General features: G+C 74.1%; 21 protein-coding genes and 1 pseudogene. 14 read left to right on the forward strand and 8 right to left on the reverse strand.

Features of this window, described 5'->3' with window-relative positions; all coding sequences use genetic code 11:
- The first annotated feature begins 39 nt into the window (after positions 1–39).
- Positions 40–693 (forward strand): MBL fold metallo-hydrolase, encoded by a 654-nt coding sequence (locus K353_RS08430; RefSeq protein WP_111552948.1) that lies wholly within the window; start codon positions 40–42, stop codon positions 691–693.
- Positions 694–774: 81 nt separating this feature from the next.
- Here the strand turns inward: K353_RS08430 and K353_RS08435 are convergent, their stop codons facing one another.
- From K353_RS08435 to zapE, 4 genes are all read right to left on the reverse strand, one after another.
- Positions 775–1761 (reverse strand): TerC family protein, encoded by a 987-nt coding sequence (locus K353_RS08435; RefSeq protein WP_111552949.1) that lies wholly within the window; start codon positions 1759–1761, stop codon positions 775–777.
- Positions 1762–1985: 224 nt separating this feature from the next.
- Complete coding sequence (locus K353_RS08440) at positions 1986–2570, reverse strand: TerD family protein (protein ID WP_111552950.1); 585 nt, start codon at positions 2568–2570, stop codon at positions 1986–1988.
- A 222-nt stretch (positions 2571–2792) separates the two neighbouring features.
- Positions 2793–4883: an excinuclease ABC subunit UvrB gene (uvrB, locus tag K353_RS08445; protein ID WP_111552951.1), complete on the reverse strand. Its 2091-nt coding sequence runs from the start codon at positions 4881–4883 to the stop codon at positions 2793–2795.
- 38 nt (positions 4884–4921) lie between these two features.
- Positions 4922–5878 carry a cell division protein ZapE gene (zapE, locus tag K353_RS08450; protein ID WP_233533453.1) on the reverse strand — a complete coding sequence of 319 codons (957 nt, stop codon included), beginning with the start codon at positions 5876–5878 and terminating at the stop codon, positions 4922–4924.
- Positions 5879–6158: 280 nt separating this feature from the next.
- Here zapE and K353_RS08455 point away from each other — a divergent pair, with 280 nt between their 5' ends.
- The 5 genes from K353_RS08455 (at position 6159) to K353_RS08475 (ending at position 9867) form a co-directional block, all read left to right on the forward strand.
- Positions 6159–6953 carry a pyrimidine reductase family protein gene (locus K353_RS08455; RefSeq protein ID WP_111552953.1) on the forward strand — a complete coding sequence of 265 codons (795 nt, stop codon included), beginning with the start codon at positions 6159–6161 and terminating at the stop codon, positions 6951–6953.
- A 121-nt stretch (positions 6954–7074) separates the two neighbouring features.
- The gene (locus K353_RS08460) at positions 7075–7539 is read left to right on the forward strand and encodes an indole-3-glycerol phosphate synthase (RefSeq protein ID WP_111552954.1); all 465 of its coding nucleotides are present in this window, start codon (positions 7075–7077) and stop codon (positions 7537–7539) included.
- Positions 7540–7635: 96 nt separating this feature from the next.
- Entirely contained in the window at positions 7636–9042 is a 1407-nt protein-coding gene (gene murC / locus K353_RS08465; protein ID WP_255410687.1) for a UDP-N-acetylmuramate--L-alanine ligase, read from the forward strand.
- Between the two features lie 39 nt (positions 9043–9081).
- On the forward strand, positions 9082–9486 hold the full coding sequence (gene msrB, locus K353_RS08470) for a peptide-methionine (R)-S-oxide reductase MsrB (RefSeq protein ID WP_100840275.1): 405 nt from the start codon (positions 9082–9084) through the stop codon (positions 9484–9486).
- A gap of 96 nt (positions 9487–9582) precedes the next feature.
- A complete protein-coding gene (locus K353_RS08475) occupies positions 9583–9867 on the forward strand; it encodes a hypothetical protein (RefSeq protein ID WP_111552955.1) in 285 nt (94 codons plus the stop codon).
- An 18-nt stretch (positions 9868–9885) separates the two neighbouring features.
- Here K353_RS08475 and K353_RS08480 read toward each other — a convergent pair whose 3' ends face one another.
- The gene (locus K353_RS08480; RefSeq protein ID WP_111552956.1) at positions 9886–10803 is read right to left on the reverse strand and encodes a GNAT family N-acetyltransferase; all 918 of its coding nucleotides are present in this window, start codon (positions 10801–10803) and stop codon (positions 9886–9888) included.
- Positions 10804–11018: 215 nt separating this feature from the next.
- On the opposite strand from K353_RS08480, the pseudogene K353_RS08485 reads away from it, so the two are divergent.
- The 4 genes and pseudogenes from K353_RS08485 (at position 11019) to K353_RS08505 (ending at position 15244) form a co-directional block, all read left to right on the forward strand.
- Positions 11019–12279, forward strand: a pseudogene (locus K353_RS08485) (DUF692 domain-containing protein).
- A gap of 34 nt (positions 12280–12313) precedes the next feature.
- Entirely contained in the window at positions 12314–13372 is a 1059-nt protein-coding gene (locus K353_RS08495; RefSeq protein ID WP_111552959.1) for a TIGR04222 domain-containing membrane protein, read from the forward strand.
- Positions 13373–13452: 80 nt separating this feature from the next.
- On the forward strand, positions 13453–14214 hold the full coding sequence (locus K353_RS08500; RefSeq protein WP_111552960.1) for a TIGR04222 domain-containing membrane protein: 762 nt from the start codon (positions 13453–13455) through the stop codon (positions 14212–14214).
- 133 nt (positions 14215–14347) lie between these two features.
- Positions 14348–15244, forward strand: a complete 897-nt coding sequence (locus tag K353_RS08505) for an IS982 family transposase (RefSeq protein WP_111552961.1) — start codon at positions 14348–14350, stop codon at positions 15242–15244.
- Between the two features lie 20 nt (positions 15245–15264).
- Here the strand turns inward: K353_RS08505 and hemQ are convergent, their stop codons facing one another.
- Positions 15265–15975, reverse strand: a complete 711-nt coding sequence (hemQ, locus tag K353_RS08510; protein WP_100840281.1) for a hydrogen peroxide-dependent heme synthase — start codon at positions 15973–15975, stop codon at positions 15265–15267.
- Positions 15972–17375, reverse strand: coding sequence for a protoporphyrinogen oxidase (hemG, locus tag K353_RS08515; RefSeq protein ID WP_111552962.1), 1404 nt, complete (start codon positions 17373–17375; stop codon positions 15972–15974). The genes hemQ and hemG overlap by 4 nt, the downstream gene beginning before the upstream one ends.
- Positions 17376–17559: 184 nt before the next feature.
- Here hemG and K353_RS08520 point away from each other — a divergent pair, with 184 nt between their 5' ends.
- Complete coding sequence (locus tag K353_RS08520; RefSeq protein WP_111552963.1) at positions 17560–18570, forward strand: DUF4349 domain-containing protein; 1011 nt, start codon at positions 17560–17562, stop codon at positions 18568–18570.
- Between the two features lie 254 nt (positions 18571–18824).
- Here K353_RS08520 and hemE read toward each other — a convergent pair whose 3' ends face one another.
- Positions 18825–19904 (reverse strand): uroporphyrinogen decarboxylase, encoded by a 1080-nt coding sequence (gene hemE / locus K353_RS08525; protein ID WP_111552964.1) that lies wholly within the window; start codon positions 19902–19904, stop codon positions 18825–18827.
- Positions 19905–20089: 185 nt separating this feature from the next.
- Between hemE and K353_RS08530 the strand changes: the two genes are divergently transcribed.
- From K353_RS08530 to K353_RS08540, 3 genes are all read left to right on the forward strand, one after another.
- Positions 20090–20743, forward strand: coding sequence for a DUF3000 domain-containing protein (locus tag K353_RS08530; protein WP_100840285.1), 654 nt, complete (start codon positions 20090–20092; stop codon positions 20741–20743).
- Between the two features lie 431 nt (positions 20744–21174).
- Positions 21175–21915 (forward strand): response regulator transcription factor, encoded by a 741-nt coding sequence (locus K353_RS08535; protein ID WP_111552965.1) that lies wholly within the window; start codon positions 21175–21177, stop codon positions 21913–21915.
- 316 nt (positions 21916–22231) lie between these two features.
- Positions 22232–23470: a ribonuclease D gene (locus tag K353_RS08540; protein WP_111552966.1), complete on the forward strand. Its 1239-nt coding sequence runs from the start codon at positions 22232–22234 to the stop codon at positions 23468–23470.
- Positions 23471–23585: the final 115 nt, after the last annotated feature.

Here is a 23585-nt window from a genome sequence, read left to right on the forward strand (position 1 = left end):
ACCGGCGGAACAGCCCGGCGGCGAGCGAGGAGCGGCGTGATGACGTACCACGGAGCGGTGAAGGTCGGCGGGGCACCGGACGTCCGGGAGCTGGCCCACCTGATCATCACCAAGGTCGCGGTCGGACCGCACGACAACAACGCGTACCTGCTGCGCTGCCGGGCCACCGACGAGCAGCTGCTGATCGACGCCGCCGCCGACGCGCCGGTGCTGCTGGAGACCGTCGGCCCCCGGCTGGCCGCGGTGGTCACCACCCACCGGCACCGCGACCACTGGGGCGCGCTGGCCGAGGTGGTCGCCGTCACCGGGGCCCGCACCATGGCCGGGCGGATCGACGCCGAGGGCATCGACGTGCCCACCGACCTCCCGCTGGAGGACGGCTCGGTGGTCCGCTTCGGGCAGATCGAGCTGACCGTCCGCCACCTGGTGGGCCACACCCCCGGCGCGATCGTGCTGCTCTACGACGACCCGCAGGGCCACCCCCACCTGTTCACCGGCGACTGCCTGTTCCCGGGCGGCGTGGGCAACACCTGGGGCGACCCGGCCGCCTTCGACTCGCTCTTCCGGGACGTCACCGAGAAGGTCTTCGACCGGCTCCCGGACGAGACCTGGGTCTACCCGGGCCACGGCGACGACACCACCCTGGGCGCCGAGCGCCCGCACCTGCCGGAGTGGCGCGAGCGCGGCTGGTGAGCACGACGGCCCGGGGCCCCCGCCGCAGCCGTGCGGCGGGGGCCACGGGCGTTCCCGACCGGACCGGGGCGGCGGGCCGGATCAGGCGTCGACCTTCGCGGGCTCCTCGGCCCGCTCGGCCCGCTGCTGCTTCCGCGCGGCGACCAGGCTGGTCACGGTGGTGACCGCCAGGGTCAGCACGATGAAGCCCAGCGAGACCGGGATGCTGATCTCCGGCACGTGCACGCCGCTCTCGTGCAGCGCGTGCAGCACCAGCTTGACGCCGATGAAGCCGAGGATCACCGACAGGCCGTAGGAGAGGTGGACCAGCTTCTTCAGCAGGCCGCCGATCAGGAAGTACAGCTGGCGCAGGCCCATCAGCGCGAAGGCGTTGGCCGTGAAGACGATGTACGGGTCCTGGGTGAGGCCGAAGATGGCCGGGATCGAGTCCAGGGCGAACAGCACGTCGGTGGTGCCGATCGCCAGCATCACGATCAGCATCGGGGTCATCAGCCGGCGGCCGTTCTCCCGGATCAGCAGCTTGGTGCCGTGGTAGCGGTCGGTGGACGGGAAGCGCCGCTCGATCGACTTGAGCAGGCGGTTCTCCTCGAACTCCTCCTCCTCGTCGTCGGCCCGGGCCTCCTTGATCAGCTTCCAGGCCGTCCAGACCAGGAAGGCGCCGAAGAGGTAGAACACCCAGGAGAAGTTCGACACCACCGCCGCGCCGCCGGCGATGAAGACCGCCCGCAGCACCAGGGCGATGATCACGCCGAACATCAGCACCCGCTGCTGGTAGATCCTGGGCACCGCGAACTTGCCCATGATCAGGATGAAGACGAACAGATTGTCGACGCTGAGCGACTTCTCGGTGATGTAGCCGGCGAAGAACTCGCCGGCCGGCTTCCCGCCGCCGTGCCACCAGAGGAAGCCGCCGAACAGCCCGGCCAGGGCCACCCAGACCGCCGTCCAGATGCCGGCCTCCTTCACGGAGACCTCGTGCGGCTTGCGGCCGCCGATGAAGAAGTCGGCCACGATCAGGGCGATCAGCACCGCGATGGTACCGGCCCACAGGCCTGCGGATACGTCCATGTCTGCTCCTCCGGCAGATAGGCGAACACTCGTCACTGCCGGAGGTCTCTTCCGCCGCGCGGCCCGCTCCCGACGGGTGCCGCACGGCCAGCGCCCCGGGGCGCCGCGAGGGGCGCCCGTGATGACGGGGTCGCTGAACGGGGAATACTCCCCTCCGCTCCCAGAAGGTTAACAGGAAGCCCAAGGAAAGGTAAAGAAGGTAAAGGAGCCCCGCCGTCGAATGGTCAGAGGAACGGCTCGATGAAGGGCAGCATGTCCCGGAAGGTGCGGCCGCTGGCCGGGGCGCCGATGGCGGTCATCCGCCAGCCGCTCTCGCCGTCCCGCTCGACCTTGGCCATGATCTGCCCGGTGTGCGGGCCGCCGCCGGTCAGCTCGTAGCGGGCCAGCTCCTTGCCGGTGGTCTCGTCGACCAGCCGGCAGTGCGCGTTCTGCACCTCCATGAAGTTCTGGCCGCTGTACGAGCTGACGGTGAAGACGATCTGGGTGACCCGCCGGGGCACCTCGGTCAGGTCGACCAGGATGCTCTCGTCGTCGCCGCCCGCCCCGACCCCGCCGACCAGGTTGTCGCCGGTGTGCCGGACCGAGCCCTCGTTGCTGACCAGGTGGGAGAAGAACACCACGTCGCTCATCGCCTTGCCGTCGTACAGCAGGGCGGACGCGTCGAGGTCGATCTCCTTGGGGCGGCGGCTGAAGAAGCCGCGCTTGCCGGGGGCGGACTTCCACCCGAGGCCCATCCGGACCACGGACAGGGTCTCGCCGGTGGACTTCAACAGGCTCACGCTCTGGCCCTTGGCCAGGTTCACGGACACGCTGCCGACCTCTGCTTTCTCCGGGCCCCGCCCGGCGTCCTGTCGCACCTCCGGCCGTACCCGGAACGTCCCGGCCCCGGGCAGACCGCGCCCCACCCTACGCCGACGCACCGCCGTTGCACCGCCGGTGCGGCGCCGAAGGGCCGGGCTGTGGCCAAACTACGACACGACGGCACTCGCCGGACGGGAAATCGCCCCCGTCCGGCCGCGGGTGACGCCGGATCAGGCCATTCCCGCCTCGCGCATCTGCCGCAGCTCGCGCTTGAGCTCCTTGACCTCGTCGCGCAGCCGGGCCGCCACCTCGAACTGCAGCTCGGCCGCGGCGGTGTGCATCCGGTCGGTCATGCCCTGGATCAGCTCGGCGAGTTCGGCCGCGGGCAGGCTCTTGGCGGGCTTGCGCTCGATGCCCAGCGCCGGGACCGGCGCCTTGCCCTTGCCCTGCTGCCGGTAGCCGGTGGCGAGCAGCTCCTCGGTGTCGACGTCCTCCCCGGCCATGGTGGAGAGCAGGTCGCCGATCTTCTTCCGCAGCGGCTGCGGGTCGATCCCGTGCTCCTCGTTGTACGCCTGCTGGACGGCGCGCCGGCGGTTGGTCTCGCCGATCGCCAGCTCCATCGCCGGGGTGATCTTGTCGGCGTACATGTGCACCTGGCCGGAGACGTTGCGCGCGGCGCGGCCGATGGTCTGGATCAGCGAGGTGCCGGAGCGCAGGAAGCCCTCCTTGTCCGCGTCCAGGATCGCGACCAGCGAGACCTCGGGCAGGTCGAGGCCCTCGCGGAGCAGGTTGATGCCGACCAGCACGTCGTACTCGCCGGCCCGCAGCTCGCGCAGCAGCTCGATCCGGCGCAGCGTGTCGACGTCGCTGTGCAGGTAGCGGACCCGGATGTCGAGGCCGAGGAAGTAGTCGGTGAGGTCCTCGGCCATCTTCTTGGTGAGCGTGGTGACCAGGACGCGCTCGTCCTTCTCCACCCGCTGCCGGATCTCGTGCACCAGGTCGTCGATCTGGCCCTCGGTCGGCTTGACGATCACCTCGGGGTCGATCAGGCCGGTCGGGCGGATGATCTGCTCGACCTGGCCGTCGCCGCGGGCCAGCTCGTACTTGCCCGGGGTGGCCGACAGGTAGACGGTCTGGCCGATCCGCTGCTGGAACTCCTCCCACTTCAGCGGCCGGTTGTCCATCGCCGAGGGCAGCCGGAAGCCGTGCTCGACCAGGGTGCGCTTGCGCGAGGCGTCGCCCTCGTACATCGCGCCGATCTGCGGGACGGTGACGTGCGACTCGTCGATGACCAGGAGGAAGTCCTCCGGGAAGTAGTCGAGCAGGGTGTTCGGCGGGGAGCCGGGCTCGCGGCCGTCGAAGTGCATCGAGTAGTTCTCCACGCCCGAGCAGGTGCCGATCTGGCGGAGCATCTCGATGTCGTAGGTGGTGCGCATCCGCAGCCGCTGGGCCTCCAGCAGCTTGCCCTGCTTCTCCATCCGGGCCAGCGTCTGCTCCAGCTCGGCCTCGATGCCGCCGATCGCCCGCTCCATCCGCTCCGGGCCGGCCACGTAGTGCGAGGCGGGGAAGACGTAGACCGAGTCGTCCTGGCTGATCACCTCGCCGGTCAGCGGGTGCAGCGTGTACAGCGCCTCGATCTCGTCACCGAACATCTCGATCCGGACGGCGAGCTCCTCGTAGACCGGGAAGATCTCGACCGTGTCGCCGCGGACCCGGAAGGTGCCGCGGGTGAACGCCAGGTCGTTGCGGGTGTACTGGATGTCGACGAAGCGGCGCAGCAGGGCGTCCCGGTCGATCTCCTCGCCGACCTTCAGGCGGACCATCCGGTCGACGTACTCCTGCGGGGTGCCGAGGCCGTAGATGCAGGAGACGGACGCCACCACGATCACGTCCCGCCGGGTGAGCAGGCTGTTGGTGGCGGAGTGGCGCAGCCGCTCGACCTCCTCGTTGATCGAGGAGTCCTTCTCGATGTAGGTGTCCGTCTGCGGGACGTACGCCTCGGGCTGGTAGTAGTCGTAGTACGAGACGAAGTACTCGACCGCGTTGTTCGGCAGCAGCTCGCGGAACTCGTTCGCCAGCTGGGCGGCCAGCGTCTTGTTCGGCGCCATCACCAGGGTGGGGCGCTGCAGCTTCTCGATCATCCAGGCCGTGGTGGCCGACTTGCCGGTGCCGGTCGCGCCGAGCAGGACGACGTCCTTCTCGCCGGCGCGGACGCGGCGCTCCAGCTCGGCGATGGCCGCCGGCTGGTCACCGTTGGGCTGGTAGGGACTGACGACCTCGAAGGGCGCCACGGACCGCTCGATACTCGTGATGGGACGCACGCCCTCCACGGTACGACCGGCCACCGACAACGCGGTGGTTACTTCGCGGAGTCCCGGGCCAGCGCGACCAGCCGGGAGACCGCCCGCAGGTACTTCTTGCGGTAGCCGCCGCGCAGCATCTCCTCGGTGAACACCCGGTCGAACGGCACGCCCGAGGCGGTGACCGACAGCTCCCGGTCGTACATCCGGTCGGCCAGCACCACCAGCCGCAGCGCGGTCGCCTGGTCGTCCACCTGCCGCACCCCGCGCAGGAACACCGCGCCCACCTCGTCCAGCAGCGCGCCGTACCGGCTGGGGTGCACCTCCTTCAGGTGCTCCAGCAGCGCGTCGAAGTCGTCCAGCGACGCGCCCGGGGTGCGGGCCGCGCGGGCGGTCACCTCGGCGTCGGTGTACGGCGGCGGGGCGTCGGGCAGCCCGCGGTGCCGGTAGTCCTGGCCGTCGATCCGCACCGGGCGGAAGTGCGCGGACAGGCCCTGGATCTCCCGCATGAAGTCGGCGGCGGCGAACCGGCCCTCGCCGAGCTTCTCCGGCAGCGTGTTCGAGGTCGCGCACAGCTTGACGCCGTTCTCCACCAGCCGGCCCAGCAGGGTCGAGACCAGCACGGTGTCGCCCGGGTCGTCCAGCTCGAACTCGTCGATGCAGAGCAGCCGGTGCGAGCTTAGCGTCCGCACCGCGCCCTGGAAGGTCAGCGCGCCCACCAGGTTGGTCAGCTCCACGAACGTCCCGAACGCCTTCGGGCCGGGCACCGCGTGCCAGAGCGAGGCCAGCAGGTGCGTCTTGCCCACGCCGTACCCGCCGTCCAGGTAGATCCCGGCCGGCCCGGTGGGCGCGGGGGCGGCACGGCGGAACCAGCCGCGCTTCGGCGGCTCGGCGGCGCCGTTCAGCCCGGCGGCGAAGGACTCCAGGATCTGGACGGCCTCGTACTGGCTCGGCTGCGAGGAGTCCGGCAGGTAGCTGCCGAAGCTCACCCCGGCGAAGCGCGGCGGCGGCACCATCTCGGCGACCAGCCGCTCGGCCGGCACCACCGGGCGCCGGTCGGTCAGGGCTATCGCGGTGTGAATATCGGACTCCGAGGCAGCAGACACGGAACAACAGGGTACTCGCGCCACGAGAACCGCTGCGCGGCCGGGCGAGCACGCACCGCAGGATCGCGACGCGGGACGGGAGCCCGCACTGTGCCGCGACCTCGCTGACGTGCTCCTCCCGCAGCGCGCCGTTCCCCGCGCCCCTTTTCGCGCCCTCCGGCCGAGCGCCCCCGGCTGAGAGACTCGGGGCATGAGGCAACTGATCGGCGACACCCCCGGCACTCCCGGCAGCCCCGAGTGGCTGGCGCAGGCGTACGCGTACCCGGCGGAGGGGGCGTGGCTGCGGGCGAACATGGTCACCTCGCTGGACGGGGCGGCCCGGCTGGACGGGCTCTCGGAGGGGCTGTCCGGCGAGGCGGACAAGCGGATCTTCGGGGTGCTGCGGGCGCTGTGCGACGTGGTGCTGGTGGGGGCCGAGACGGTGCGGGCGGAGGGCTACCGGCCGGCCCGGGCCCGGGCCGGCTTCGCGGCGCGGCGGGCCGCCGCGGGCCAGCTGCCGGCGCCGGTGATCGCGGTGGTGTCGCGGAGCCTGGAGCTGGACCTGTCGGCGCCGCTGTTCACCGAGCCGCTGGTGCCCACGGTGGTGGTCACCACCGTCGACGCGCCGGCCGACCGGCTGGCCGAGGTCGCCGCCGCAGCCGATGTGATCACCGCAGGAACGGGCTCGGTGGACCTCCCCCGGGCGATGGCCGCGCTCACGGAGCGTGGTTGGCGCCGCCAGCTCACGGAGGGCGGGCCCCGCCTGCTCGGTCGGCTCGCGGCGGACGGCCTGCTGGACGAGTTGTGCCTGTCGGTGGCGCCCCTGGTGACGGCGGGTGATTCACCGAGGATCGTGAACGGGCCGGGAATCCCGGACATCCGAGCGATGCGGCTGGTGTCATTGATCGAGGAGAAAGGTTTCCTCTTCACCCGCTATCTGCATCCGCGGCCGACCGATCCGGACCGCTCCCCGAGCGTCCCAGCCCGCACCCGAGACACATCCTGACCGATGTGGATCATGTGATCCGTGTGGCGCGTGTGCAGCGTGAGGAATCCTTCCTCCGGGCACTATGAAGGAGGGGAGCAGGGAGCCGGACCCGGGGGCCCGCACCAGCGAAGGGACTCACGTGTTCAAGACCGTACTGATGATCGAAAAGGCGCTCTCCGACGCCGACGTGGAGCTGGTCACCACGCTCCACGGCGAGGAGAAGGTCTCCTTCGTCGTCTTGATGCAACCCCGCGGCAAGCAGGACGAGTTGCTGCGTGCCCTGGACGACGTGGCCCTCGGCCATCTGGACAAGGCGGTGCACGAACGCGACGAGGGCGAGGAGGAGACACCGACCCTCGCGAGCGAATCCCTCGAACACAGCCTGCGCCACCTGCGGCGCGCCGGGGCGGAGGCGGTCGGCGAGGTGGTCGAGGCGCACCCGCTGGTGCGGCTGCGCGAGGTGGTGGAGGAGAACCGGGCCGACGAGGTGCTGGTGCTGACCTCGCCGCACTTCGTCGAGGAGTTCTTCCACCGGGACTGGGCCTCCCGCGCCCGGCACGAGGTGGGCGTCCCGGTGCTCAAACTGTTCGCCAGCGAAGCCTGACCGCCCTCCCGGTTAGGGCAGAATCGTCCCGTGCGTCCTCGTAGCCACCCGGCGCACGGGACGATCCCCCCTCCTCACGCCCGTACGGAGCCAGCCTTGAACGACGCCGCCCACGACCTGCACGCCCCGCACTTCATCGGCATCGGCGGCGCCGGCATGTCCGGCCTGGCGAAGATCCTCGCGGTGCGCGGCGCGACCGTCTCGGGGTCCGACGCGAAGGAGTCGGAGACCGTGCGGGCGCTGCGCGAGCTGGGCGCGACGGTGTTCGTCGGGCACGCCGCGGAGCACCTCCCGGCCGGGACCAGCAGCGTGGTGGTCTCCAGCGCGATCCGCGCCGACAACCCGGAGCTGGTGGCCGCGCGGGAGCGCGGCGTCCCGGTGGTGCACCGCTCGGACGCGCTGGCGGCGCTGATGGGCGGCCGCCGGGCGCTCGCGGTGGCGGGCACCCACGGCAAGACCACCACCACCTCGATGCTCGCGGTCAGCCTGGCCGAGCTGGGCCTGGAGCCCTCGTACGCGATCGGCGGCGACCTGGACGCGCCGGGGTCGAACGCGCACCACGGGGCGGGCGAGATCTTCGTCGCGGAGGCGGACGAGAGCGACCGCAGCTTCCACAAGTACGCGCCCGAGGTGGCGATCGTGCTGAACGTGGAGCTGGACCACCACGCCAACTACGCGTCGATCGAGGAGATCTACGAGTCCTTCGAGACCTTCGTCGGCCGGATCCAGCCCGGCGGCACCCTGGTGGTCTCCGCCGACCACGCGGGCGCCCGCGAGCTGACCCGCCGGGTGGCCGGGCGGGACGGGCTGAACGTGGTGACGGTCGGCGCCGCCGAGGACGCCGACCTGCGGGTGCGGAAGGTCGAGGCGCGCGGCATGACCAGCGAGGTGACGGTCGAGCTGGACGGCGAGCCGCTGACCTTCACCGTCTCGGTGCCCGGCCGGCACTACGCGCACAACGCGGTCGCGGCGCTGGCCGCGGGCATCGCGCTGGGCGTCCCGGCCGACGGGCTGGCGAAGGCGCTGGGCGCGTACACCGGGGTGCGGCGGCGGCTCCAGCTCAAGGGCGAGGCGCGCGGCGTGCAGGTGATCGACTCCTACGCGCACCACCCCACCGAGATGGCCGCCGACCTGGAGGCGATCCGGGAGGCGGCGGGCACGGGCCGGGTGCTGGTGGTCTTCCAGCCGCACCTGTTCTCCCGCACCCAGCAGCTCGCCGAGGAGATGGGCGGGGCGCTGGCGCTGGCCGACGCCTCGGTGGTGCTGGACATCTACCCGGCCCGCGAGGACCCGATCCCCGGCGTCACCGCCGAGCTGATCATCGACGCGGCCCGCCGGGCCGGCGCCGACGTCCGGGCCGAGCACGACTTCGCCGCCGCCCCCGCGCTGCTGGCCGCGCTGGCCGCCCCCGGCGACCTGGTGCTGACCATGGGCGCGGGCGACGTCACCCACCTGGGCCCGGAAATTCTGGCCGCCCTGGCCGACGTTGCACCTGCTGTCTGACGCCACCGTCCGACGTCCCCGTCCGAGCTGGAGAGTGCCGTGAGCTACGAGGTCCAGAAGTCCGACGCCGAGTGGCGCGCCGAGCTGACTCCGGAGGAGTACCACGTGCTCCGCGAGGCCGGCACCGAGCGGCCGTTCGTCGGCGAGTACACCGACACCAAGACGGTCGGCGTGTACAGCTGCCGGGCGTGCGGCGCGGAGCTGTTCAGCAGCGAGACCAAGTTCGACAGCCACTGCGGGTGGCCGTCGTACTACTCGCCGCTGGCCGGTGACTCGGTGGAGTACCTGGAGGACAGCAGCCTCGGCATGCGCCGGGTCGAGGTGCGCTGCAAGAAGTGCGGCAGCCACCTGGGGCACGTCTTCGAGGGCGAGGGGTACGACACCCCGACCGACCAGCGGTACTGCATCAACTCGATCTCGCTGCGGTTCGAGCCCGCCGAGTAGGCCCCGCGCCCGCCCGCCCGCGTGGAAGACTGGATCTTCTTCCGAACGGTCTTGGACGTGGGTGGGGCGGACGTGGCACGGCGGCGGTCTTCCGGGGTGTGGTCGGTACTGGCCGAGGCGCAGCGCGAGCAGCACCGCCGCACGGAGGCCCAGCGCAAGGAGGCCGCCGCCCGGCAGCGCGAGAGCGAACGGGCGCAGCGGGAGGCGCAGCGGGCGGCCGCCCGGGGCGAGCGCGAGGCGGTGAAGGCGTACCAGCAGGCGCGGGAGTCGGACGCCGCCCGGCGCAGCGCCGAACTGGGCGGGTGGGTCGCCGAGTTGCGCGGGGTGCTGGCGGCCGGCCAGGCCGGCCTGGCCCGCGACCACGGCGTGGACGTCGCCTAGGCGCGCCCGGCGCCGCGGTCACCGCCCGAGCGCCTTGGTGTGCTTCCACTCCGTCGCGCAGGCGCGGTAGCCGAACCAGTCGTTGATGGCGAGCATCGGGGCGTTGTCCGCGTCGTTCTGGGTGTACGCGGCGGTGAGGCCGCGGGCCTTGGCGCGGTGCAGGGAGTGCGCCTTGGCGAGCTTGGCCAGGCCGCGGCCGCGGTGGGTGGAGCGGGTAGCGGTGAAGGAGGACCAGTAGGTGCGGTGGCCGTCGGTCTGGGCGGCGGAGAACGCGACCGGCTCGCCGTCGGCGAGGACGACCGCGGTGAGGGCGTGCTCCTGGTCGGGGCGCTGCCAGATCTCGGCGAGCCAGCTCTCGTAGGGCTGGTCGTCGAGGACGAGGTCGCCCGGCTCGGCGCGGGTGCCGTCGATGTCGACCAGGTAGATCGGGTACGGGTCGGCCAGGAAGTCGGCGGCGGTGCGCAGTTCGACGCCGGGCGGGGTGGGCGGCAGCGGGGGCAGCGGGGCGGTGAGGTCGAGGCCGGAGAAGCGGCCGGCCCGGCCGCGCCGGTAGCCGCGGGCGGCGGCGAAGCCGAGCGCCTCGGGGGTGTCGTCGGCCCAGCCGTGGGCGTCCCGGGTGCCGAGGGCGGCGAGTTCCCGTTCGGCGGCGGCGAGCAGCGCGGTGCCGATGCCCGCGCCGCGGTGCTCGGGGAGCACGCTGACGTTGAGGAAGCCCTGGTGGGGGGTGGTGCTCTCGGCCACCGGGCCGAACCGGGCGGTGCCGGCGACCCGGCCGCCCCGCTCGGCGACCAGCAGGTGGTAGTGCGGCAGGGCGGCCAGCCAGGCGGTGACTTCGGGAGTGGTGACCAGGTGCGGGCGGCCGGCCCGGTAGGCTTCGGCGGCCCCGACGGCGTCGGTGGAGGCGAACGGGCGGATGCGGTACGGCGAGGAAGTCATAGGCATGTCACGTTAGTCAGTCGTCCGTCCGTGCGCCGCCGAATTTCCCCCCACCCGCGCGGAAGTTCGGCCGGTGCGCCCGAACCTCAAGTTCAGCTCTGAGTTTCCGTTGTCCCGCTTGGCATCGGCGGCCGGCGGATACATCCTCGGCAACGGGGAGGCGGGCCTTTCGGAAGGCCCGCCGGAAAAGGGGGTGGAATATGTCTTCGTCCGGTATTCCACGATTGGGCACCGGCATCGGCTGGCGCCCGGAGATCGACACCGCGGTGGAGCGGCTGGACGGCCTCGACTGGGTCGAGGTGGTCGCGGAGAACGTCTGCGCCGAGCACCTGCCGCCCTCGCTGGCCGAGTTGCGCTCCCGCGGCGTCACGGTCGTCCCGCACGGCGTCTCGCTCGGCCTGGGGGACGCCGCCGAGCCGGACCCGGCCCGGCTGGCCCGGCTGGCGGGCGTCGCCGAGGCGCTCGGGTCGCCGCTGGTCAGCGAGCACCTGGCGTTCGTCCGGGCGGGCGGCCTGGAGGCCGGGCACCTACTGCCGGTGCCGCGCACCCGGGCGGCGCTGCGGGTGGTGGCCGCCAACGTGCGGATCGCCCAGCGGGAGCTGCCGGTGCCGCTGGCGCTGGAGAACATCGCCGCCCACCTGGCCTGGCCGGGCGACGAGTTGACGGAGGCCCAGTTCCTCGCCGAACTGGTCGAGCGCACCGGCGTCCGCCTGCTGGTGGACGTCGCCAACCTGCACACCAACCGGGTCAACCTGGGCGTCGACCCGGCCGCCGAACTGGACCGGCTGCCGCTGGAGGCCCTCGCCTACGTGCACGTGGCCGGCGGCGTCGAGCGCGACGGCGTCTGGCACGACACCCACACCCACCCCGTCACCGCGCCCGTGCTGGAGGTGCTGGCCGCGCTCTGCGAGCGGGCCGACCCGCCCGGGGTGCTGCTGGAGCGGGACGGCGCGTACCCGCCGCCCGCCGAACTGTCCGCCGAACTCGACGCCGTCCGCCGCGTCCAGCGCCTGCACCGGAGGGAAGCCGCCCGTGTCTGAGCACCACGAATACCTGATCCGCGACCGCGCTGACGCCGAACTCGCCCTCGCCCGGGTCGAACTGGCGCACCGCCAGGAGGAGCTGCTGGCCGCCCTGACGGCCGGCGGTCCGGCCCCGGCCGGTTTCGACCCGGAGCAGCTGCGGGTCCAGGCCGCCGGCCTGCTCGCCAAGCGCCGGGAGACCGTCGGCCACCTGATGCCGGAGCTGCCCGACCTGCTCGGCCCGGACTTCGCCCCGCTGTTCGACCGCTACGCCGCCGCCCGCCCGCTCACCGGCGGCTACCGGGCCGACGCCCGGGCCTTCGCCGAGTGGGCCCTGGACGGCGGCCCCGCCGCCGACTGGCAGCCCGCGCTGCGCCGCCTGCTGCGCCCCGCCGCCTCCCGGTGGAGCCGCCTGCTGCCGCGCCGCGACCGCGCCGCCAAGGCGCACCCCTGACCGCTCCGCACCGCACAGAAAGGAACCACGGGGGATGTTGGACTTCCGGTTCTTCCTGGCGTTCGCCCTCGTCGCGTGCGCCGTCACCGTCTCCGCCGTCTTCAACCGGCGCAGCCGCCGGGTCACCGACGTACGGGGGCTGCCCGGGCGCGGCCTGCCGCTCCTGGACGCCGCCTTCCTGGCCGGCGGGCCCGCCCGGGTGGTCGACACCGCGCTGGTCCGGATGGAGCGCGAGGGCCGGGTGGTGGTCTCCCGGGCCCACCGGGTCACCGTCACCTCCGACCGGACGTCCGACCCGGTCGAGCGGGTGCTGGTCACCGCCGTGGGCGGCCGGGCCGGGCGCGACCTGTCCGTGCTGCGCACCTCCGTGATGGGCAGCCCCGAGGTGCAGCGGATCGGCGACGGGCTCGCCGCCCGCGGCCTGCTGCGCGACCCGACCGCGCTGCGGGCCGCCCGGCGGGCCCGCCGGCTGGTGCTGCCGGCGCTGCTGGTCGCGGTGGTGCTGGGCGCGGTCTCCACCGTGCGGTGGCTGGACGGGCCCGACGAGTCCGCCGCCCCGGCGTTCGTCCCGTACGTCCCGCTCGTCCTGTTCACGGTGCTCGTCCTGGTCGCCACCCGCCCGCCGCGGAGCCGGATCACCCCGGCCGGCCTGCGCCAGTTGCAGCTGATGCGCGGCGGCAGCGCCTGGCGGCCCCGGGAGGTGGAGCGGGAGCACGCCCGGCTGGTCGGCGCGTTCGCCCTCGACGGCGCCGCCGCGCTGAGCGGCTCCGCGCACCGGGCGCTGCGCGAGGCGCTCGACGGCACCGCCGCCGCCCCCGCCCGACCGGCCCGGGGCCCGCGGCGCGGCCGGACGGGCGGCGGCGGCACGGAGTACGCGGCCGGGGCCGGTGCGGGGGTGTGGTGCGGGACGTCCGGCGGCTCGTCCTGCGGGTCGTCCGGCCATTCGGGCGGTCATTCGGGCGGTCATTCGGGCGGTTCGCACCACTCCTGCGGGAGTTCGTCCTCGCACTCCTGCGGCGGTTCCTCGCACTCCTGCGGGTCGTCCAGCTCCTGCGGGTCCAGCTGCGGCGGGGGCGGGTGCGGCAGTTCCTGAGGCGCCGCCGAGTCACAGTTCGGTATCGCGGCGCGGGTACCCGTTCCGCTTCCGGCCCGCACAGGACTAGAACGAAGGGCATGTGGGTGTTGCTGCTGATCCCGTCCTGTGCCGCCGCGGTGCTCTCGTGCCTGCGCCTGGTGCGGGTCGCCGCGGTCGCGGACGCCCTCACCGGCCGGGCCCCGCACCCCGCCCACCGGCCCTCCGGGGTCGGCCTCTACGAGACCGCGTACCTGGCCGGGGGCCCCGCCCGGGTGGTCGACCTGGCCCTGGTCCGGATGGCCGCGCTGGGCCGGCTGCACCTCGCGCACACCGGCTGGACCACCGTCGTCGACCCGCAGGGCCGGGGCCGCCTCGAACGGGCCCTGATCGGCGCGATCGGACCCGAAGGCCAGTGCCGCACCGCCCAGTTGAAGGCGGCGCTGGCCGACCACCCCACCGTCCGCGACATCGGCGACCGGCTGGCGCTGGCGGGGCTGGCGACGCCGGCGGTGGTCCGCGACCGCGCCCTGCGGGCGATCCGGCAGGTCCGCTGCGCGCTGCTCGGGGCGGCCTCGATGCTGCTGCTGACCGTCCTGCTCACCGCGCCCGACGGCACCGCCGCCCGCACCGCGGTGGCCTGGTACGCGCTCCCGCTGGTCCTGACCGGCGGGACCCTGCTGATGGCCCGGGTCGACGTCCACGCCTACACCGCGTGGGCCGCCCCCGCCGGCCAGACCCTGCTGCGGGCCCTCCCCTGCCACCACGCCGTCGCCACCGGCGACGACCTGCTCACCGCCGTCGCCATCTCCGGCCCCGCCGCCGTCCGGGACCCGCGGCTGCGCGCGGCCCTCGGCTCCTGACCCCCGGGGGACGGGGGCCGGCCCGGCCGCGCGCGGCGGGGTGGCGGCCGGGGCCTAGACGAGTAGTTCCGAAGTCAGCTGGCTTTGCTGGTTCTGCTTCGGACATGCAGGAAGGGTGTCCAGCATTCGGGTTGTGACGACCGAAGAACTGGACACCCTTCTGACCGCACTTTACGTGCAGATCGATGATCATCTACCCCGAACGCGTTGGCTGGGCCGCCCGCCGCGGCTGACGGACTCGGAACTGGTGTGCCTGGCTGTGGCCCAAGTGCTGCTGGGCTTCCACTCCGAAGCGCGCTGGATCCGCTTCGCCCGTGCCCACCTGCGTGGCATGTTTCCCCACCTGCCCGAACGACCCGGCTACAACAAGCGTCTGCGCGCCGCCAGGCCCCTACTCCAGCAGGCGATTCGAGACCTGGCCCAGGCGACCGACCTGTGGTCCGACCCGGTGTGGATCACCGACTCCACACCGGTGGAGTGCGGTCGCTCCCACGACACCGTCCGACGCTCGGCCCTGGCCGGGTGGGCCGGCTACGGCTACAGCCGCTCGCACTCGCGCTGGTTCCGGGGCCTGAAGCTGCACCTGGTCTGCACCCCGGCCGGGCTGCCCGTCACCTGGGCCCTGGCCAGTCCCAAGGTCGACGAGCGCGAGGTCCTGGCCGCCCTCGTCGAGACCGAACCGGAACTGGCCCGCGAGCGGCCAGGTCTGCTGATCCTCGCCGACAAGGGTTACGTCTCCGCCGAACTCGACCGTTTCCTCGATCAGCACGGCATCACGCTGCTGCGGCCCTCCTACCGCAACCGGACCCCACGCCCCGGTGAGGGGCTGCTGAAGTCGGTCCGGCAGCTGATCGAGTCCGTCAACGACACCCTCAAGGGTCAACTTGGCCTCGAGCAGCACGGCGGCTGCACCATCGAGGGCCTCGGCGCCCGGGTCGGCCAACGACTGCTCGCGATGACGTGTGCGATCTGGCACAACCGAACCACCGGTCGACCCGTTACCCGCTCCCTGATCGCCTACGACCACTGACCGACTTCGGAACTACTCGTCTAGTAGAGGCCGGCCAGCAGGTCGGCGACCGGCTTGCGGCGGCCGGTGAAGAAGGGGACCTCCTCGCGGACGTGCAGGCGGGCCCGGGAGGGGCGCAGGTCGCGCATCAGGTCGACGATGCGGTGCAGTTCGTCGGCCTCGAAGGCCAGCAGCCACTCGTAGTCGCCCAGGGCGAAGGAGGCGACGGTGTTGGCGCGCACGTCGGGGTAGCCGCGGGCCATCATGCCGTGCTCGGCGAGCATCGCGCGGCGCTCCTCGTCCGGGAGCAGGTACCACTCGTAGGAGCGGACGAAGGGGTAGACGCAGACGTACTCGCGGGGCCGCTCGTCGGCGAGGAACGCCGGGATGTGGGACTTGTTGAACTCGGCGGGGCGGTGCAGCGCCATGTTGGACCAGACCGGCTCCAGGTGGCGGCCGAGCCCGGTGCGGCGGAAGCGGTTGTACGCCTCCTGGAGGTCGTCGGAGTCCTCGGCGTGCCACCAGACCAGGAGGTCGGCGTCGGCGCGCAGGGCGGAGACGTCGTAGGTGCCGCGGACCACGACGTCCTTGGCGGCGAGCTGCTCGAAGAGGGCGTCGACCTCCGCGGCGAGGCCGGTGCGGTCCTCGGGGAGGGCGTCCTTGAGCTTGAACACCGACCACATGGTGTAGCGGATGACCTGGTTGAGGTCGCGGGCCTTCTTCTTCACGGGCTGCTCAGTGCTTTCGGTCATGGGCCCATTGTCCCTTCCGTGCGGGCGGTGCCGGTGCCGGGGGTGAGGTGCTCGGCGGCGCGCCGGGCGCCGGCGATGACGGCGGGGACGCCGACGCCGTCGTACGCGGCGCCGCAGACCGCGACCGCGCCCAGGGCGTCGAGGCGGGCGCGGATCCGGGCGACCCGGTCGAGGTGGCCGACCGGGTACTGCGGGAGCCCGGCCCGCCAGCGGGTGACGGCGTGGTCGTAGGGGGTGGCGCGCAGGCCGACGGCGGTGCGCAGGTCGGCGAGCGAGCGGGCGACGAGTTCGGCGTCGTCCAGGTCCAGGGCGGCGTCCTCGCGGTGGCGGCCGAGCGAGGTGCGCAGCAGGAAGGCGTCGGGGGCGGAGCGGGCCAGCCAGCCCCACTTGTTGCTGGAGAAGGTGGACGCCTTGATGCTGCGCCGGTCGACCGGCGGGACGAGGAAGCCGCTGCCGGTGAGCGGGCTGTCGGCCAGGTCGGCGCGGCGGAAGGCCAGGGTGACCAGGGCCATCGAGGCGTACTCGACCTGCCGGAGTTCGGCGGCGGCGCCGGGGGCGTCGGCGGCGAGCAGCGCGGCGGCCTGCGGGGCGGGGACGGCCAGCACCACGGCGTCGGCGGCGAGTTCGCGTCCGCCGGCGGTGATCCGCCAGCCGTCGGGGGTGCGGCGCAGGGCCTCGACGGGGTGGTCGGTGCGCAGGTCGGCGCCGTGGGCCCGGTCGTGGGCGGCGACCGCCTCGGGGAGGGTGCCGAGCCCGCCGTCCAGGCCCTGGAAGACCGGTCCGGTGGCGGTGGCGCGGCTGCCGAGTTCGCGGATCGCGGCGGTCAACGACCCCGGCTGGTGGGCGAGTTGCAGCAGCTGCGGGACGGCGGCGCGGATCGAGATCTCGTCGGCGTGCCCGGCGTACACGCCGCCGAGCAGCGGCTCGACCAGCCGGTCGACCACCTCGCGGCCGAGCCGGTCGGCGATGTAGCGGCCGATCGGGGCGTCCTCGCCGAGCGCGGCGGGCCGCTCCCGGCGGGCCCGCTCCAGGCCCTGGGGGGTGAGCACGCCGGACGCCTCCAGCGCGTCCAGGTCGCCGGGGACGCCCATGAGTTGGCCGCCGGGCAACGGGCGCAGGCCCTCCCTGGTCCAGATCGCGGCCTTGGCGGTGGTGGGCGGCTCCAGCCGGTCGCCGAGGCCGACCCGGCGGGCCAGCTCGACGGCCTCGGGGCGGCGGGCGAGCACCGACTCGGCGCCGAGGTCGACCCGGACGCCGCCGACCTCGCCGCCGCGCAGTTTCCCGCCGAAGCGCCCGGACGCCTCCAGCACGGTCACCCGCACCGCCGCGTCCCCGAGGAACGCCGCCGCGGCCAGGCCCGCGATCCCGCCACCGATCACCACGACGTGAGGTTTCGCCATGCCGACCAGTCTCCCAGCCCTTATCCGGATCGCCGGGACCGGCCCCGGAGCGCCCCGAGACCGGGGTGAGTCCACAGCGTGATCGTTCCGGTACCGCCGGTGCGGGTCCGCTCCCGGGGCCGCCGCGTCACAGTCTCGTGGGGGCGGGCGGACGGCCCGCCCCGGAACACGGGGAGGGAACCGAATGGACCTGCGGATGCGCAGAGCGGGCGCGGCCGGGGCGCTGGCCGCGGTGCTGCTGCTGGCCGGGTGCAGCGCGAGCGACGACCACGCGTCGAGCTCGGCGGCCGTCGCCGACGCGAAGGGGGGCGCCCGGGCGCCGGGCGCGGCGGCGGCCACCCCCGGCAAGGGCGACGCCTCCGCCGGGGCCGGCGCCGGGGGCGCGGCCGGGACCGCGGCGGCAGCGGCGACGGAGCGTCAGATCGCCTACCAGGCGAAGCTGACGCTCCGGGTGGAGGACGTCGGCGACGCCGGCGCCAAGGCCGTCGACCTGGTCACCCGGGCCGGCGGGTACGTCGCCGGGGAGGACCTGCGCGGCGGGACGGGCGACAGCACGCAGTCCACGCTGACGCTCAAGGTCCCGTCCGCGGCCTACCAGGCCACCCTGGACGGGCTCGGCGGGCTCGGCACCCGGCTCGGCCTCAGCAGCCAGGCCGAGGACCTCACCGCGCAGATCGCCGACACCGACAGCCGGGTCAAGTCGATGCAGGCCAGCGTGGACCGGGTGCGGGCGCTGATGGCGGACGCGAAGAGCCTGGCCGAGGTGGTGTCGCTGGAGAGCGAGCTGACCCGCCGCGAGTCCGACCTCGAATCGCTCCAGCACCAGCAGCAGCAGCTCGCCGCCCGGACCTCGCTCTCCACCGTGACCCTGGACCTGGTGACGGCCCGCCAGGCCGGGCGGGTCGAACCGGAGAAGAAGCCGACCGGCTTCTGGGCCTCCGTCGGCCACGCCCTCGCCAACGGCTGGCACGCCCTGGTGGCCCTGCTCCGCGGCCTGCTCATGGTGCTGGCGGCGCTGGCCCCCTTCCTGCTGGTCCTGGCCCCGTTCGCCTGGCTGCTGCGCAGGCAGCTCCGCAAGCGCCCCCGCACCCCCCACACCTCCCGAGGCCCGGTCCGGCCCGCCCCGCACACCCCGCACGGCCCGGTGCCGCCCGCCCCGCCGCGCCCGACGCACGCCCCGGACGGCGAGGAGTAGCCGAGGAGCACCGGACCGCCCCGGAGGTCGGGAAGGGCGAGCGGGGCCGGGGCGCCCTCGCGGTGGCGAGGGCGGGACGGCCCGGGGCTGCCCGAACGCGGAGGTCCGCCGCCGCCCGGCGGTCTCCGCGGCGGCGGCCTCCCGGCCCGTCGGCGGCGTCCTGCTCAAGCCCGACCCGTCCCCGGCCGAGGACGCCCGGCCGCCGCATCCCGGCCGTCCTGGCCGCCCGGGCGGCGGGGAGCCGGCCGGGGGCGTCAGCGGGCGCTGGCCTCGTGGACGAAGGCGACCAGCCGGGTGAGGGCGTCCGGGTCCATGGTGGGCATGACGCCGTGGCCGAGGTTGAAGATGTGGTGGCTGCCGCCGAGGGCCTGGGCGGCGTGCAGGACCTCGCGGGCCTTGGTCTCGACCACGTGGGTGGGGGCGTAGAGGACGGCGGGGTCGAGGTTGCCCTGCAGTCCCTTGCCGGGGCCGACCCGGTCGGCGGCCTCGTCGAGCGGGACGCGCCAGTCGACGCCGACGATGTCCGCGCCGGCCTGGCCCATCAGGCCGAGGAGTTCGCCGGTGTTGACGCCGAAGTGGATCCGCGGGACGCCGTAGGGCGCGACCGCGTCGAAGACCTTGGTGCTGGCGGGCAGCACCGAGCGGCGGTACTCGTCGGGGGCGAGCGCGCCGGCCCAGGAGTCGAAGAGCTGGACCGCCGAGGCCCCGGCCTCGATCTGGATCTTCAGGAAGGCGGAGGTGATCTGGGCCAGCCGGTCGACCAGTTCGGCCCACACCTCGGGGGCGCCGTACATCATCGCCTTGGTGTTCTCGTACGACTTCGAGGGCCCGCCCTCGACCAGGTAGCTGGCCAGCGTGAAGGGGGCGCCGGCGAAGCCGATCAGCGGGGTGGCGCCGAGTTCGGCGACCAGCAGGCCGACCGCCTCGGTGATGTAGGGCATGTCGTCCGGTTCGAGCGGGCGCAGCCGCCGGAGGTCGGCCGCGGTGCGGATCGGGTCGGCGATGACCGGGCCGACGCCGCCCTTGATCTCGACGTCGATGCCGACCGCCTTGAGCGGGACGACGATGTCGGAGAAGAAGATGGCCGCGTCCACCTTGTGCCGGCGCACCGGCTGGAGGGTGATCTCCTTGACCAGGTCGGGCCGCATGCAGGCGTCGAGCATCGGGACGCCCTCGCGGACCTTCAGGTACTCGGGCAGCGAGCGGCCGGCCTGCCGCATGAACCAGACGGGGGTGTGCGGCACCGGCTCGTTGCGGGCGGCGCGCAGGAAGACGGAGTCGTACGCGGCGCCGCGGGGCCGCTGACCGGACTGGGCTGCGGAGGTCTCACTCACGGGTCACATCCTCGCACGCGGCCGGTGGGCCCCGGCCCGGGCGGACCGCCCGGGCCGGCAAAACGGACACCTCGGGCGGTGGCCGCCGGGGCGGTGCGCACGGCCCGCCCGGTTTCCGGGTTTTCGGCACGCCGGAGGCACGAAAGTGCTCGGCTTGCGGGTCCGCGCCGCCTAGGCTTCCGGTCATGGCAGCGGTCGGCGGGCAATCCGCGCAGGGTGGAGGAACGGGCAGGGAGTCGGCGCCGATCGAGTTCCGCGACGCGGTCGAGGCGCTGACCGGGGCGCGGCTGCGCCCCGAGGTGCGGCTGTCCCCGCAGCCCGCCCCCCGCCGGCTGGCCCCGCACGCCTTCGCGCTCTCCGCCTCGGTGGAGGTGGACGGCGAGGAGCTGGCGGACGGCACCCTGGTGCTGCTGCACGACCCGGCCGCGCCGGAGGCGTGGAACGGCGACTTCCGGGTGGTGACCATGACCCGGGCCGACCTGGAGCCGGAGATGGCGGGCGACCCGCTGCTGTCCGAGGTCGGCTGGAGCTGGCTGCTGGACGCGCTGCAGGCGCAGGCCGCCGGGTACGCCGAGCCGTCCGGCACGGTGACCAGGTGCCACTCCCAGTACTTCGGCGCGCTGGCCGAGCGCGGCGCGTCCACCGAGATCGAGCTGCGGGCGTCCTGGACGCCGGCCGACCGCCGCTTCGAGCGGCACCTGGCCGCCTGGGCGGACCTGCTGTGCGTCTGCGCGGGGCTGCCGCCGTCCGCGCCCGCGCCGCTGGCGGCCGACGGGCCGGGCGGGCTCGGCGGCGTGGTGCCGATGCCGGCCCGCCGCCGGCCGCGCAACTCGCACTGACCGGCCGTCAGGCGTCCGGGTTCCCCGCGCGGCGCCCCGGCGGCGTCGCGCGGACGCCTCGGCAGGTACGCCGGAAGACACCCGGGCCGGCACCCCGGCAGACGTCCCGGCAGACACCTCAGGGGGACAAGCCCGCGTCCCGGGCGCGGTGCCACCCGCAGGGCTGACGGAGTGTGACTTCGCATTCACTCCGGGTCAATTACCTGCACGTTTGCGATCGTCGCGTCGCTGTTCCCGATCGAATGTGTGCGATTTCCAAGCATGTCGTACCGGTCACCTGCGCGATTTGTCCGTATTGTTACTCACCAGATCGTGATCACCCGCTAAAGCCGGGCACGGTTGATGCCGAAGGTGTCAGTGACCCTTTCCAGACGCGGAACGCTCCGACCGCCCCCTCGGGGTTCGTCCGCCACTCCCCCCGGAGGCCTCAGGTGTCGGTCCTTCTCGAGCACCCCGCAAGCGTGGTCGCCTACCGCCCGACCAAGCCCACCGCCATGGTGGTCATCGCAGATCCCCGGGTCCGTAACACGGTGACCCGGCACCTATGGGCACTCGGTGTCCGCGACGTCATCGAGGTGTCCTCGATCGCCGAGGCCCGGCCCCGGGTCTCCACCCCGCGCGACATCTGCATCGCCGACGTGCACCTGCCGGACGGCTCCGGCCTGACCGTCCTCGCCGAGACCCGCGCCGCGGGCTGGCCCAACGGCCTGGCGCTGTCCGCCGCCGACGACATCGGCGCGGTCCGCTCGGCACTGGCCGGCGGAGTCAAGGGCTACGTGGTGACCGGCACCCGGACCAACATGCCGATGCCCGGCCGTCCCGGCCTGCCGATCGGCGCCGGTCTGGCCGGCCGGATGCGCCGCCCCGGCCTCCCCGGCCACCACCACCCCGGTGCGCCCGGCCAGCACGGCGCCCCCGGCCAGCCCGGTGCCGCTCCCGGCGCCCCGGGTGCGCCCGGCGCCCAGCCGTCCGCGTACCGCGAGCTGTCCGGCCGCGAGGTGGAGGTGCTGCGGCTGGTCGCCGAGGGCCAGTCGAACAAGGCGATCGGCGTGGCGATGGGCCTGTCCGCACTGACGGTGAAGAGCCACCTGGCGCGCATCGCCCGCAAGCTGGGCACCGGCGACCGGGCCGGCATGGTGGCCGTGGCTCTGCGCACCGGCATCATCCACTGACCCACATCGTCCCTGGTGGCGGCCCGGAGGAACGTTTCCTCCGGGCCGCCGCCGTTCGCCCTGCCGTCTGCCTGCCGCCTCCCCGCCGTTCCCCCGCTCCTTCCCCCCGCCGCTCCCCCGCGCACCCCGGCGTGACAGCCCGTCAGCGGCCTCCGCGCCGCGCCGCGGACATCCGGCGGACACCCGGCGGGCACCCCGGCGCACCGGGGCCGGGCGGCCCGGCGGCGGTCCGCCGTCCCCGAGCGGCATATGTCAGAACATGGTCCGACCAGTCAGACAACACTCCCGGCGGCGACACACGACGTACCCTTGGGGGGTGACCGACGCCGTAGCCTCCATCCCCGAAGAGACCGCCCCGGTACCGCTCCTCGAGCCCAGGGACGGACTCCCACCGGTGGTGGCGGACGAAGCGGCCCTGGCCGCCGTCGTCGAGGGCTTCCGCCGCGGCACCGGCCCGGTGGCCGTCGACGCCGAGCGCGCCTCCGGCTACCGCTACGGCCAGCGCGCCTACCTGATCCAGCTGCGCCGCGCGGGCGCGGGCACCGCGCTGATCGACCCGATCGCCTGCCCCGACCTGACCGGCCTGAACGCCGCGCTCGCCGACACCGAGTGGGTCGTGCACGCGGCCACCCAGGACCTGCCCTGCCTGTTCGAGGTGGGCATGCACCCGGGCCTGCTGTTCGACACCGAGCTGGCCGGCCGCCTCGCCGGGTTCCCCCGGGTCGGCCTGGGCCCGATGACCGAGAACGTGCTGGGCCTCTCGCTGGCCAAGGAGCACTCGGCGGTCGACTGGTCCACCCGCCCGCTGCCCGAACCCTGGCTGCGCTACGCGGCGCTGGACGTCGAGGTGCTGGTCGACCTGCGGGACGCGCTGGAGGCCGAGCTGGAGCAGCAGGGCAAACTCGACTGGGCCCACCAGGAGTTCGCCGCGCTGGCCGCCGCGCCCCCGCCGGCCCCCCGGGTCGACCCGTGGCGCCGCACCTCCCAGCTGCACAAGGTCCGCCGCCGCCGGCAGCTGGCCGCCGTCCGCGAGATGTGGCTCACCCGGGACCGGATCGCCCGCGAGCGGGACGTCTCCCCCGGCCGGGTGCTGGCCGACGCCGCGATCGTGAACGCCGCGCTGGCCATGCCGGCCAACGCGCCCGCGCTGATCGCCGTCCAGGGCTTCGGGCCGCGGATCAACCGCCGCCAGCTGGAGCAGTGGCTGGCCGCGATCGAGCGGGCCCGCGCGATCCCGGAGTCCGCACTGCCGCCCGCGACCGCCCCGCACGACGGGCCGCCGCCGCCGCGCGCCTGGGCCGAGAAGGACCCGGTCGCCGCGGCCCGGCTCAGCGGCGCCCGGGCCGCCGTCGCCGCCCTGGCCGAGCGGCACCACCTGCCCGCGGAGAACCTGATCACCCCCGACCTGGTCCGCCGGGTCTCCTGGGAGCCGCCGGCCCGCCCGGACGCCGACGCGGTCGCCGACGCGCTGCGCGCCCTGGGCGCCCGCGCCTGGCAGACCGAGCTGGTCGCCCCGGCCCTGGCGGAGGCGTTCCGGACCGCGGCGGAGGGCTGAGGCCGGTCCCCGGACCCCGGTCGGGGCGGGGGGACCGGCGGCGGGGAGGGGCGGGGCGGCGTGACCGCCCTCACGGTCCTTGCCCGGCGTTGTTACTCGTGGGTAGATTGGTGGG

The organism is Kitasatospora sp. SolWspMP-SS2h (assembly GCF_003259315.1).
GTDB lineage: Bacteria > Actinomycetota > Actinomycetes > Streptomycetales > Streptomycetaceae > Kitasatospora > Kitasatospora fiedleri.

Excerpts from the sequence above, each read along its gene's own strand:
- K353_RS08430 (WP_111552948.1), top strand. The coding sequence starts at position 40 with ATGACGTACCACGGAGCGGTGAAGGTCGGCGGGGCACCGGACGTCCGG.
- K353_RS08435 (WP_111552949.1), bottom strand. The coding sequence starts at position 1,761 with ATGGACGTATCCGCAGGCCTGTGGGCCGGTACCATCGCGGTGCTGATC.
- zapE (WP_233533453.1), bottom strand. The coding sequence starts at position 5,878 with ATGGTGCCGCCGCCGCGCTTCGCCGGGGTGAGCTTCGGCAGCTACCTG.
- K353_RS08455 (WP_111552953.1), top strand. The coding sequence starts at position 6,159 with ATGAGGCAACTGATCGGCGACACCCCCGGCACTCCCGGCAGCCCCGAG.
- K353_RS08480 (WP_111552956.1), bottom strand. The coding sequence starts at position 10,803 with ATGACTTCCTCGCCGTACCGCATCCGCCCGTTCGCCTCCACCGACGCC.
- K353_RS08495 (WP_111552959.1), top strand. The coding sequence starts at position 12,314 with ATGTTGGACTTCCGGTTCTTCCTGGCGTTCGCCCTCGTCGCGTGCGCC.
- K353_RS08500 (WP_111552960.1), top strand. The coding sequence starts at position 13,453 with ATGTGGGTGTTGCTGCTGATCCCGTCCTGTGCCGCCGCGGTGCTCTCG.
- hemQ (WP_100840281.1), bottom strand. The coding sequence starts at position 15,975 with ATGACCGAAAGCACTGAGCAGCCCGTGAAGAAGAAGGCCCGCGACCTC.
- hemG (WP_111552962.1), bottom strand. The coding sequence starts at position 17,375 with ATGGCGAAACCTCACGTCGTGGTGATCGGTGGCGGGATCGCGGGCCTG.
- K353_RS08520 (WP_111552963.1), top strand. The coding sequence starts at position 17,560 with ATGGACCTGCGGATGCGCAGAGCGGGCGCGGCCGGGGCGCTGGCCGCG.
- K353_RS08530 (WP_100840285.1), top strand. The coding sequence starts at position 20,090 with ATGGCAGCGGTCGGCGGGCAATCCGCGCAGGGTGGAGGAACGGGCAGG.